8 protein-coding genes are annotated in these 13,131 nt (G+C 43.4%); 4 read left to right on the top strand and 4 right to left on the bottom strand.

All coding sequences use genetic code 11. The annotated features are described in order from the left end of the window. Window positions 1-229: 229 nt before the first annotated feature. Window positions 230-1,372 carry a PDDEXK nuclease domain-containing protein gene (locus tag ACYPWY_RS01355; RefSeq protein WP_459683538.1) on the bottom strand — a complete coding sequence of 381 codons (1,143 nt, stop codon included), beginning with the start codon at window positions 1,370-1,372 and terminating at the stop codon, window positions 230-232. A gap of 235 nt (window positions 1,373-1,607) precedes the next feature. On the opposite strand from ACYPWY_RS01355, the gene ACYPWY_RS01350 reads away from it, so the two are divergent. From ACYPWY_RS01350 to ACYPWY_RS01335, 4 genes are all read left to right on the top strand, one after another. Further along, window positions 1,608-3,311 carry a tetratricopeptide repeat protein gene (locus ACYPWY_RS01350; protein WP_459683536.1) on the top strand — a complete coding sequence of 568 codons (1,704 nt, stop codon included), beginning with the start codon at window positions 1,608-1,610 and terminating at the stop codon, window positions 3,309-3,311. 469 nt (window positions 3,312-3,780) lie between these two features. Next, window positions 3,781-5,793 (top strand): T9SS type A sorting domain-containing protein, encoded by a 2,013-nt coding sequence (locus ACYPWY_RS01345; RefSeq protein ID WP_459683535.1) that lies wholly within the window; start codon window positions 3,781-3,783, stop codon window positions 5,791-5,793. 166 nt (window positions 5,794-5,959) lie between these two features. Continuing rightward, entirely contained in the window at window positions 5,960-6,124 is a 165-nt protein-coding gene (locus tag ACYPWY_RS01340; RefSeq protein WP_459683534.1) for a hypothetical protein, read from the top strand. Window positions 6,125-6,309: 185 nt separating this feature from the next. Beyond that, window positions 6,310-7,302, top strand: coding sequence for a glycosyltransferase family 2 protein (locus ACYPWY_RS01335; RefSeq protein WP_459683532.1), 993 nt, complete (start codon window positions 6,310-6,312; stop codon window positions 7,300-7,302). Window positions 7,303-7,440: 138 nt separating this feature from the next. Here the strand turns inward: ACYPWY_RS01335 and ACYPWY_RS01330 are convergent, their stop codons facing one another. From ACYPWY_RS01330 to ACYPWY_RS01320, 3 genes are all read right to left on the bottom strand, one after another. After that, entirely contained in the window at window positions 7,441-8,787 is a 1,347-nt protein-coding gene (locus ACYPWY_RS01330; protein WP_459683531.1) for a phosphatase PAP2 family protein, read from the bottom strand. Between the two features lie 677 nt (window positions 8,788-9,464). Beyond that, window positions 9,465-11,534: an HD family phosphohydrolase gene (locus ACYPWY_RS01325; RefSeq protein WP_459683529.1), complete on the bottom strand. Its 2,070-nt coding sequence runs from the start codon at window positions 11,532-11,534 to the stop codon at window positions 9,465-9,467. Window positions 11,535-11,577: 43 nt separating this feature from the next. Further along, window positions 11,578-13,056 carry an O-antigen translocase gene (locus ACYPWY_RS01320; protein ID WP_459683527.1) on the bottom strand — a complete coding sequence of 493 codons (1,479 nt, stop codon included), beginning with the start codon at window positions 13,054-13,056 and terminating at the stop codon, window positions 11,578-11,580. Window positions 13,057-13,131: the final 75 nt, after the last annotated feature.

The following is a 13,131-nucleotide window of genomic DNA, read 5'->3' as shown; positions in this document are numbered from 1 at the left end:
ATTTACCGCTACTGTTACGAATGAGATTCCTCCCCAAGCCCCCCCACCCCCCGTAGGGGGGGATTTCAAAAGCCTCCCCTACGGGGAGGTTTGGAGGGGCTTCGCCGCCACTTCCCCATCCCCTCTCCCAAAAAGGAGACAGTCATTCCGACCAAAGGGAGGAATCTCCTGCTCATATCAGCAATTTTACCGAAACATTAATCATACATGGCAAATCGGCAAGATAAAATTATTGATTCAATTCCCTTTTCATAAAGTTCTCCAGCACTTTCTTTTCCGGCAATTTAAGTAGATATTTGGAAACAAACAGATTCTCGTCCATTCCCGAAGTGGCATATTTTACCAGCGTATCGTTCTTGTTTGCACAAAGGATAATACCAATAGGCTGATTGTCGCCTTCCGTCATTTCATTTTCCTTGTAATAATTGAGATAGACATTCATCTGTCCGGCATCGGCATAGTCAAATTCATTCACTTTCAGGTCGATAAGAATATGGCATTTTAAAATACGATGATAGAAAATCAAATCCATTCGCAAATGTTTATTATCAAATGTGGTTCTTTTCTGACGTGCTTCAAAGCAAAATCCTGTTCCCAATTCAATCAAAAATTCCTGTAAATGATTCAGGATTTGCTGTTCGAGTTCCGTTTCGCTGTATTCCGATTTTTCTTCCAAGCCAAGAAACTCCAAAACGTATGGATTCCGTATAATTTCTTCATTGAAAGCCGGTTTGAGATTTTTTATTTTGGCAATAACCGCTTCTTTGTTGATGGACATGACACTACGGAATGCAAGCGAGGTATTAATGGCTCGTTTCAGTTCACGAACACTCCAATTGTTCTTGATAGTTTCCACTTCATAAAAAAGCCGTTGCAAGTCATCTTCCACTCGGATTAACTCAACAAAATGGGTAAAAGTAAGGCGTGAAAGTAATAATTCAGGTTGTAGCTGTAAATCGTTATTTTCTCCATTCGATTTTGTGGTAACTATTCCGATTTCCTCATCCGAAGATTTTGCGGTCACTGACCGCAAAATTGTATCCGGCTCAATGTCAGACTGTTGTAATTTTGCAGTCACTGACTGCAAAAAGTATGGATACGTCAAATAAAAGTCTTTGCAGATATATAATTGGCGAAAACGAAGTCCTTTTATATGGGTCAGTTTGTCGGCAATTTCCCGCATAAGATTTTCGCCGTATTTGGCGCGGTCTTCGCCCTTTTGTTCATACTCCACAATATAATAACCAAACGCCCAATTTCTTAATGAGAGGAATTGGTCAACCGTTTTCGCAGCGCAGTTTTGCAATGCGCTGTGAATATGCGACATATTTTCTATCAGTTCTTCAAAATTATTTTTCTCTACATTCGACATATCTATTTTCGATTAAAAGACAAAAATACAACAAATATTCAGTAATAAAAGCTATCGGCGCTATAATGCCGTAACGAAAGTTATTCATGGCAGGCACAAGAGGTTTTTGTTATAATTACTTAAAAATGGTTTTAAAACTTCGTTCTTCTTTTTCATCACACACAAAAAAGAATTAACTTAGCCCCGCAACAATGAAGTTAATTAAAATCCAGTAATAACAAATTTATTTTTAATCATGAAATTCAATAGAGTAGAACGCTACATCCCGCTAATGATGCTCGCTTTCATTAGTCTGTTAGCCGCGTCTTGCGGAAGTAATCTGAAACCATTGTCAGACTCGTCAATTAATGTTACCCCCTCTCCTCTCGAACTTGTGGGGACAAAAGTTCCGGTAACAATTAACGGCGCATTTCCAAGCAAATGGTTTAACAAAAATGCCGTTGTAACAATTACGCCTGTGCTGAAATATCAGGGACAAGAAAGCCTGGGAACTCCTCAAACATTTCAGGGAGAAAATGTTGCCGGTAACGGAATCGTTATTTCTCAATCGAAAGGTGGAAATTTCACATTGAAATCGACTTTCGACTATGTGCCCGCTATGCAGAAATCGGAATTGTATCTCCGTTTCAATGCCGGTATCAAATCAAAAAGCTTCAATCTTCCCGATTTGAAGGTTGCCGATGGCATTTCATCAACAGCTTCTTTGGCCAGCGCTTTGGGCGTTACTCCTGCCAGCGCACCCGATAAATTCCAACGGATTATAAAAGAAGCGCACGACGCCGACATCTTGTTCCTGATACAACAAGCCGAACTAAGATCGGGTCAGTTGAACTCCAGCGATTTGGCTGCATGGAAAAACCTGGTGAAAGATGCTTACGACAACGATCGCAAATACGTTAACGTGGAAGTTTCGGCTTATGCATCTCCCGACGGCGGTCTTGAGTTGAACGAAAAGTTGGCTGAAAAACGCGAAAAGAATACCTCCAGCTACCTTGAAAAAGAATTTGCCAAAAAAGAAATCGACACAGAAATTACCGCCAGATACACCGCTCAGGACTGGGATGGATTCAAGGCTTTGGTAGAAGCTTCCAGCTTGCAGGACAAAAAACTAGTTCTAAGCGTTTTGTCGATGTATTCCGACCCTGAAACAAGGGAACGCGAAATTAAAAATATCTCGGTTATATATAAGGAGCTGGCCGAAACAATTCTTCCTCAACTTCGCCGCTCGCGCCTGACTGCCAATGTCGAAATTATAGGTAAAACAGACGAAGAACTGATAGCCGCCATCAATAGCAATTCCACAAGCGATTTAAGCGTTGAAGAATTACTGTATGCGGCCAATCTGGATGGCGCTGCCAAAGAAAAAATATATACCTTGGTTACTCAGAAGTTCCCGAACGATTATCGCGGATGGAACAACTTGGGCGCTTACTATTATGCAAACGGACAGGCCGAAAAAGCCACTTTATCGTTCAATAAAGCGCTTAGCCTGGCGCCAAAAGGCGCCGAACCAAACATGAACCTGGCGCTGAATGCACTATCGAACAACGACACACAAAAAGCGCAGGAATTGTTGGGCTTGGCATCGCAAGCCAATACCGTTAACGAAGCCCTGGGATTGCTTTACATCAAGCAAGGCGATTACACCAAAGCCGTACAAGCTTTTGGCGATGCTAAAACAAACAATGCCGCCGTAGCCCAGATACTGACAAAAGACTACAACAAAGCGCAACAAACATTGAAAGCCGTTACAAAAGGAGATGCAACCACCTCTTACCTTTCGGCAATTGTAGCTGCCCGCACAAACAACATTGCCGGAGTTGCCGGAAACTTGCGCGAAGCAATTCAAAAAGATGCCAACATCAAGAAATACGCAGGCAACGATTTGGAAATAGCCAAATTCCTGTCCAATCCTGATATAGCGAATATACTTAAATAGTTCAAAGTTTCAGGGTTAAAGTTCAGAGTATAGACGGGTCATGACCCGCCTATACTGAGGTTCACAACAAAAAAATGTCCGAATAAAATTCGGACATTTTTTTGTTGTTGACGACGAAATTGTAGGGGCGTATGCCATACGCCCCTACAATTTCATTGCGGGCTCCGACCCGCAATCCCTTTATGCAATATTCGGGCAGACACACAGGTCTGCCCCTACAGCCAATTGCAATATTCGGAGTTGTCTCAAAAAAAATACTCTTTTTTTCACACCAAGGTCAATTTAATAAAAAATTAATACGCAATTAATAAGTTGTGGCGTCAAAATTTAATAGGATCGCGCTTTCTTTGTGGTATCTAATTTCTGCACGCAGAAGTTATGAATTGCTCCCGAAAGAATACCGGATGTATTCTGGAGTGGGTCGGCAAAACAAAATTAACTATTTAATTCAATTAAAACATTCGTACTTATGAAAAAAATTACAAAATTAATGGCGGCTCTGTGCTTGTGTTGTTTCGTTACAACAAGCGCTTACGCATTGGACTTCTATCTTTCGGCAAATGGAGACGACAAAGCAGACGGTTTGACAAAAGAAACAGCGGTGAAAACTTTACGCCAGATTCACTTGCTGATGAGCGATCCCGAAAACTTGTTGTCGAATGGCGGTAACAATACTATTTGGGTGGACGGTATTATTGACATGAACAACGAGCCCGTTAGTGCCCCAGGTGCATCAGCAGCAGAGGCTCAGGGTATTATGCGACTAAGCGCTAATGGTGGCAGACAAGGTTTCTTCTTCTCAAATGTAGGCCCCTGGTCAAATTCAATTATCAAAGGCTTGAACGAACCCGAAGAAACAATGATTGATGACGACAACAGTAGAGTAGCATTTCTTCCTGTTGACGGTTTCGATTCAAAGGGTACCGGACGTATTTTCGCAATCGACGGACAAACTCACACTTTCGAAAACATCCTGTTTACCGGTGGTACAGACCGGGTTAGCGATGGCGGCGGTGTGTTTTGGTTAAGAAGTTCGGTTATCAATTTCAACAACTGCTATTTTACCAAAAACTATTGCGCTCTTATTGACGAAGATGCTATGACTTGGAACAGCTCTGTCTCTCAAGGTAATGGTGGCGCTATCACTTTCCTGACAGGAACAATGAATATAACCGATTGTGTATTCGACGACAACCTGAACAAGCAAGGTGGAGCCATCTTCCAATCGGGAGGCGTTTTGAACATTACCCGTAGCATTTTCCAAAATCACAATTGTGCAGCGCTTTATAATGCAGCCGGTACCAGCCCCGATAGCCATGGTGGCGTTATTCAAATTCAGAATAACCACGACCGCAAAGCTACACTTAATATTGACGGCTGTTTGTTCAAAAATAACAATTGCTATGGCGACGGCGGCGTTATTGCCGACAGAACCAGCGGTGGCATCGTCGAAGAAGACAAATGGCTGAACATCAACATTCTGAACTCAGCATTCATAAATAACAGTGCAGGACGTGGCGGCGCTATCTTTATCGACCATAAGAGAGAAGCTCCACAGGAAACATTTATTGCAAATTCGTTCTTCTACCACAACGAGTCGAGAACCGACGGTAGCACAATCTTATTGTGGGCTGCAACTCCGAACAACAAATTTACCCTGGTTAATTCATCGCTTATTGATAACGCAACAGGTGGGAATGGCGGTCATGGCCCAGGTGTTCTATTTATGCATACCGAAGGTTATGGACAGGCAAACCGTATTTCTGCTTTCTACAACGATTTGCTCGACGGTAACGGAACATCGGGTGGCGAATATGGAATTGACTTCGTATATAGAGGAGAAGTTGCTCCGGCGGCAGGTCAACTTACAATTGCCAACAGCATGATTGGTCGTGTTCAAGGCCCTGGTATTACCATAGGTGATTTTGATGAACCGAATGAATTCAATTATTATACAGGAGCCGAATATACAAATGCAGCAGGTGTTGTTCGTTCGGAAGATGATCCGATGGCGCCGATATATTTAAGCGAATATTATGCATGTCCATTGCTTCCCGATGCATTTGCCCGCACCTACGGAAACGCTGCATACCTCACACAATTCGCCGACCGTGTTGATCTCACAAAAGATATATTTGGTTTCGAGCGTGTAATTGACGGAGGCAAATGCTCCATCGGCGCCTTTGAAATGAACGGTGATGAACTTGTAGATTTATTAGGCGAAACCGAATATCCATGGAACGCGCTGGGCATTAAAGCTGCGGATGCAGTAAGCAACAGCAATTCGCTGGTTATAATAGGCGGCGTACTTCAGTTTGCAAAAGCAGAACAAGAACAAGCCAAAATAGCTGTAATCAGCTTGTCGGGCGCCACTGTTAAATCGGGTATCAACCAAGTATCGGTAGAAAACCTGCCAAAAGGCTTGTACATTGCAAAAGCTCAATTGGGCGGCAAAGTATATGTTCAAAAATTCATCAAATAATGCGTTAAGTATATAACACGTTATCGACAGATAAAAAATTAATAAGGGCGAACCGAGTGTTCGCCCTTATTGTTTACCTCACACACCCCCCCTCTCCAAAGGGCGAGGGGGGCAGGAACGCCCCACAAAAAAACTGTCATTGCGGGGCCTGACCCGCAATCTCCCCATGCATGGCGAAAACCTTGTGCATGGCACAACGCATTGTAGGGGCGTATGGCATACGCCCGACACACGCACCGGCGAAACGCGCAAATGTTTTATCATTGCATGTATTTTGATTGTCGTGTGTCGGGCGTATGCCATACGCCCCTACGAATGGTACGAAAAATAAGGGCGGTTCGCGAACCGCCCCTATTTTTCGTTGGTGCGGACATGTTGTATTTGTTGCACAACTACACGTTGAGGCTGACGGCTATGCCTTCTGGGTCTAATTTTTTCATGCATTTACCCCTACTTTAACACCAAATTCAAAGAAAATAGTGTAATTTTGGAAGTTAATTTTAGACTAAAAAAAATATGCCCCAAGTTTCTGTTTTGATGCCTGTTTATAACGGTGCAGATTATATTGCCGAAGCCATCGACAGTATAATCGGCCAAAGTTTTTCCGATTGGGAATTGATTATCGGGGACGATGGCTCGACAGATAATACCGGGGAAATTATCAATGCTTATATCGACAAGGATAACAGGATAAGCCTCTGTAAGAATACCGAAAACAGGGGCGTTTCCTATACCCGAAAATTGCTGCTGGAAAAAGCGCAGGGAGAATACATCGCGTTTTTGGATAGCGACGACATAGCGCTACCCAATAAATTGCAGCTACAAGTCGATTTCCTGGATAGCCATCCCGATTATGTGCTGTGCGGGACTTGGGGAACAATGATTGACAGTAATGGGAAGAAAATAAAGCAAATTAAGCTGGCAAACGGTTACGATAGCATTCGTTGTTCGTTGCTTTTCAGTAGCCAGTTTATTCAGTCGAGCATCCTGATCAGGAAGGCCATATTTGTCAACGAATCGTATAATCCCGATTTTTGGGTGGCTGAGGACTACGACCTGTGGTGCCGCTTTTCGGCAGCCCGTTATAAAATGGAGAACATCACCAAACCCTTGGTGAAATATCGCTGGCACGATGCAAACACCAGCAGCGCCATGCAGGAAAAAATAACGTCGTTTACCAAAACTATTTTTAAACGAGAGCTGATAAGTCTGGCCATTTATGCCGACGATGAAGAACTGGATATTCACTTGGCATTGAGAGATAAAAGCGTACAGGCAATACCGGATAAGGATTTTCTTGTCAAAGCCAACTCCTGGTTAATAAAGCTGGGCGGATCCAACCAGCTTTGCCGAACCTACAATCACGACATATTCAGGGCAACAATCTGCTTCCGGTGGATATTTGCCTGCAAAGAACGGAAAGCATTCCGGCGCATACTCGATTTTCCGACACCCATGAACTTCAAGGTGTGGAAAGAACTGTTGTGTATGCTTTTTGTTAAGGTTTAAAGTTCAAGGGTTTACCCGAAATACACCTCATCCCCCGCCCCTCTCCAAAAGGCGATTTACATCGGGTTCAAGTTCCTCAAAGGGCTTCTTTCCCGCTTTCTATCGCTCTCATCATTCCGTTGTCAAAAATGCCGGAAGTCAAAAGAAGGAAACCAATTTAAGCCCGCAAAACAAAGCGCTTATGTACATTCGTTCACTATCAAGAAACCCGTTTTCGACCTCCGAATAATAGCTCGAAATTGACAGTTTGGTTTTGGGATTTGTATATTTGTAGTCTGCATATAATGAAAGGCCTAATGTAGGAGCTATCATCATGGTCAGCGAGGCTCCTCCTCCTGCAATCCATGCATTATCAACTGAATATTCTATTAACGGGATAGTCGTTTGTACCAATTCTCCGCCAAGCTTTCTTTGAGCTATGATATTGATGTCGCCGCCAATGCCAAATCCTACTCCGGCAAGGAGCTTCCCCTGAAAAATAAATTTGCGGCCCAAGTATTTGGAGTAATATCCGCCTATCATCAATGAAGATAATCCAAAGGACTGGGTATTCATTTGCGGATTTATAAAATCTTCCGGCGGTTCGTCCCATTCCAGAAAGTCTAACGCTTCTTCTTCAAACGGCATGTGCAGAAAGCTCAATTCGCCGCCAATGCCCCATTTTTTATTAAAAAAACAGGCTCCCTCTACGGCTCCTTCCAAGCCAAATTTATCGAATGACTTCAAGCCATTTATATAAAAAGACTGGCCAAACCTTGCGGAAACAAACGATGGATTTTCCAGTTCGGTTCTTGTATCAAAAGAAGAAAAGAAATCTCCCTTGTTTTTATAGAAATTATCTACTATCAGATAGCTTAGTTCGGTAGATAAAATACCAATGCCTGCTCCTGCCAGAATATCGGAAAGCCAATGCCGGTTATTCAAGCTGCGGCTTATTCCGGTATAGCTGCTCATCGAATACCCCAATATGCTGTACAGCGAATTTACATGCCCATATTCCTTGTGAAGAAAAGTGGCGTTCATAAAAGCCGTTGCCGTATGTCCCGAAGGAAAGGAATTTCTTGTTGTTTCATCCGGACGCATCACTTTGGCCGTATATTTGATTGAATTAACCAATCCGCCCATAATTAACATGCTCCCGCCCCAGTTGAGCGCTACACGGCCAAGTCTATTCCGGCCTTTGACGCCGGACAAGTTTAATGCAAAAGCCGTAGCTGCCGGAGCATATTGCATATAATCGTCTAATTTACTGTGAAATCCGGGTATGTAGCGGTTCCTGATTGCCCTTACATCCTTGTTTACATCCCAAGTAATGGCGGATGCCCCCAGAAAAATAGCCGGAGGTATTGTTTGTTTCCAGAATGGAGTTGTTTGCGTGAATGTTAAGGTAACCGAATCCGGTATAACGGAAGAAAGTTTATCTTGACCTTCTACGATGTTCGGCAAAACGAAAAATACAAGAGCTAATAAAAAATTCGTCTTCATCTGGCGATTATTTCTTACAAAGGAAAAAAAGATTTTCATGTAATTTTATGCAAGATAGATTTCTTTATTGTTAGTTAATAAGTATTAGCAAATTGGGATTGATAACAAATGTAAAATATTGTCCGTTTGCCCTGGTAATATTTGCAGGGCAAACGCATGAAAAATTTTACGGCTTATACCTTTCGGTAAAGTTGCTGATATGAGCAGGGATTTCTCGCTACGCTACCAATGACAGTCTCCTTTTTGGGAGAGGGGATGAGGAAGTGGCGGCGAAGCCCCTCCAAACCTCCCCGTAGGGGAGGCTTTTGAAATCCCCCCTACGGGGGGTGGGGGGGCTTGGGGAGGAATCTCATCCGTAACAGTAGTACTAAAAATTTCATACGTTTGCCCTGGTAATATTTGCCGCTTTCCGGCCGGGGAGGGGATTATGAAAGTAAAAGTCATTGCGTATGCTTTTTGTTAGGGTTTAAAAGTTTCAGGTTCAAAGTTGTAGGGTCGAAGCCCATAATGACAAAACCCCAGTAGAGACGTGGCGTGCCACGTCTTCATAGCAACATATTCGATACAAACAGACGTGGCACGCCACGACCCTACAAAACCTAGTGTAGGGGCTGTGTCAAAAGTCTTTTTCTTAGATTGTCATTGCGGGCTCCGACCCGCAATGACAAATTTGTACCTTACGCCTCTTTCTTCAACTCGGGATAGGTTATCCGGGTATGATAAATGGTGATTAGTTTTTCTTTGAAAACAGTTTTTGCCGTTTCAATATCTTTGAATGTGATGGGCGCATTTCGCAACAGCTTTTCACTCATCTGTGCATCAATCATTCGCTCAACCAGTTCCGAAATCGACTCCTCGGTAAATTCGGTCAAGCTATGAGAGGCGGCCTCAATGGCATCCGCCATCATCACAATGGCTGTTTCCTTACTAAAGGGATTAGGCCCCGGATAAAGGAAGATCGACTCGTCAATCTCTTCATCGGGATGTTCATTCTTGTACGAATTGTAAAAGAATCGCGTTTTACCTGTCCCGTGATGCGTAACAATAAAGGCGATGATTTGTTGTGGCAGATTGTATTTACGGGCTATCTTCACCCCTTCTTCCACGTGGCTGATGATTATCCGTGCGCTCTCTTTATAGGATAATCCGGCATGGGGATTCATTCCCGGGGCCTGATTCTCGGTAAAGAATGCCGGATTGGTCATTTTCCCAATATCGTGATAGATGGCTCCCGTACGCGCCAACGCAGCATTAGCGCCCAATTTTAACGCCACAGCCGAGGCTAAATTTGAAACCTGAATAGAATGCTGAAAGGTACCGGGCGCAACTTCCGAAAATTTTTGCAACAAAGGCTTATTGGTATTGGACAGCTCAATCATGCTCACGCCCGAAATAAAGCCAAATACTTTTTCGCACATATACACCAGCAAATAGGTAAACATCACAAAAATGAAATTGATGCCGAAATAAAGCAACATCATCCAATGTGCACGGGTGGTGTCAAGCTCTTTATCTTGCGCAAAACCGGCATCATGCGTCAACGAATAGCCGGCATAAACAAGCATGTAGGTAACCAGAATAAAGAACGAACTCCTTATCAGCTGCGAACGTTCGGTCAAGTCCCTCAAGCTGAATATGCAGATAAACCCTGCCGTTATTTGCAGGGTCAGAAATTCGGCGGGAAAAGGCACCATAAACGAGCATATAAGCGCCGTTATCAGGTGGGTAGTCATTGCCGTGCGCGAGTCGATAAAGGTTCTGACCATAATAGTCGGAATGACATAAGGGATGATATACACGTTGAACAAGTTATTATCGACCGCAATCCCGGTCAGGGCGCTAAAGCCCGTTATCATTAGCAGCATGAACAGCACATTCTTCCGGTTACTGTATTCTTTCAGCCTGAAAAACCGTAAATAGGTCATGAACGAAAAAATGAATACCAGAACCAGTAACGATTCCCCGAGCAACAACCAACTCTGCGTGGATTTGCTTCCAACAGTTTCGTCCGATACTTTTTTCAACGAGTTGAGAATCATAAATGTCCTTGGCGTAACCAGTTCGCCCCTGTCGATTATTTTTTCGCCCGACTGCACCATTCCTTGTGCCGGGGATATTTGCGACAATAATTCGTCTTTTGCCTTGGTAGATGTTTCTTTGTCGTACAAAATATTGCTGAACAGGCAATTATTTAATGACAGGGAGGTTACAACATGGATGTCCAGTATATCCGGTTTGTCTTTAATAAACTTTTCGTAAGCCGATTTTGGCGTGTAGAAAGAAGATACATCCCTGGCCACCGCCGTATTGGAGGAGGCATAAATCAGCTTCAATTGCTTCGAGCGGGTGTTTTCTATTTTGTCATAATCCTCAGTCGAAATTATGCCCGATTCATACAATTCGGCCATTTTCGCCTTTATATACAGCACATATTCTTCGGGAATGTCATTCTCTACGGCGCTTTCATCAAATTCGGAAATGGCATTCTCCGAAATCTCCTTATTGATAGTAAAATAAGGTTGATACTTGGACAATAAACTGTCGCGTTCCCGCTCTATTTCCAGTTCTCCCTTATAAATCGGGAAATCGAAAGAGGCCGTCAACAATCCATACCGCCAGGGTTTTCCTTCTACATAAGAATACTTAAACTTCCCCTCTCTGGGGCAGAAAAAGATTATAAGCAACGCCGCCGCAATAAATAACAGTGGCATCGGGATGTTTATCCGCTTGTTTTTCTTTGTATCCATACTACTGAGATTATTCTGTTGACGCAAATATACGCATTTAATTTCAGCCTAGGATTTTCTTTCTTATTTTAACAATCAGTTCGCGAATATCAACCACTCTATTTAGCATAATGGCGACATATACAATAACGGACAGACTAAACAGGGCGCTTATAATTAACTGATAATCGGAAATGTATAATTGTATGGCAAGGGCGGCCAAAATAAGTAATAGGCCTAAAGCCGACATCAGCAGATTTTGTTTGCTCCACCCGAAAGCGCATAACCTGACACCGATAAGCGCCACCACTGCCAAATAAACGATATAGGCCAACAGATAGCCGATGCCAAACCCAACGAAGCCGTAGTGTGGAAATAGCACATAACCGCCACCCAGATAAGCGACATAAAACACTATTTCCGCCAACAGGTGATACTTCCCCTTCCCTTTTGCCAACATAACAAAAGCCAAAGGCCAGGAAAGCACCTTGAAGAATCCTCCGGCGATTTGCCACTGCAATAAAGAGCCGGCCACGGCAAATTCGGAAGTGTAGAAGAATTGAAGAACATACTGCGAGAATAGCATCATGACAATCACAATGGGGATAATGACGATTAACGCAACATAAGTCTGCTCATTCACCAGTTTCCGAACCTCCGAATTGGAATTGGCAACCGAACAAAGGCGCGGGAAAAAATCGGAACCCATCGATTGCAGTATCAATGCCGGATAAACAAAGGAGATAGTCCATGCCGCATTAAAAACGCCAACCGCATCAAAATTGAGCCGGTGCGCTAAAAACGAACGGACAAAAAGCATACTCACCGTGCTGATAATACCCACCGAAGCAATATACAAGCCCAACTTGAGATTTGAAATGCCTTGTCGCAAAGCCACCGAATGGCTCAATGAAACTGGAGACAGCCGTATTTTCCGGACATAACTATTCGTGAAGAAAAAAAGAGCGATGCCCGACAGCATAAAGGCCGGAACAATGCCCTTAAGCCCGAAAAAGAAGTAGGCCGCAATGGAAATGACCAATCCGGCAGCATTGCCCCACAAACTGGCTTTTGCCATTTCCCCTATCATCCTCAATCCTTGCAAAACGGTCGATTGACCAAACGACAGCGATATAAAAAACACCGCGACAGATAACAAGGCAACAGGCAAGGCATAGCTCCCGTCGCCAAAACCGAACAAACTTAGCGGATAGCAGAACACCAACGCAATAAGGCTGCCCAAACAGGAGGTAAGCATAGCCCACCAGCGGAAAACAGAAATGGAATAGGCTTGCCGCTTTTCGTCATCCACACAGGAAGCAATGTCCCTGACGCCTCCCGTATTGATTCCCAGATTACTGACAAGGCGTATCAGGTCGATTACATTTTGGTAGATGCCAATCAGTCCAATCCCATCGGGGCCAAGCAGTATGGCGCCCAATTTATTGCGGGCGATGCCAATGATGGTGTTTATTATCTGCACACCACCAAAAACACCCGTCGATTTAACAATTTGCTTGTATGACGAATTTCGTTTATTCACCTTGTCCTTTTTATCCAAACCGGAGTACAATAGTAATAACGTATTGTTTTTGCATATTATTGCTTTTTCTTTCGT

This window comes from Viscerimonas tarda (assembly GCF_054601255.1).
This window is presented reverse-complemented; position numbering and strand designations above follow the sequence as displayed.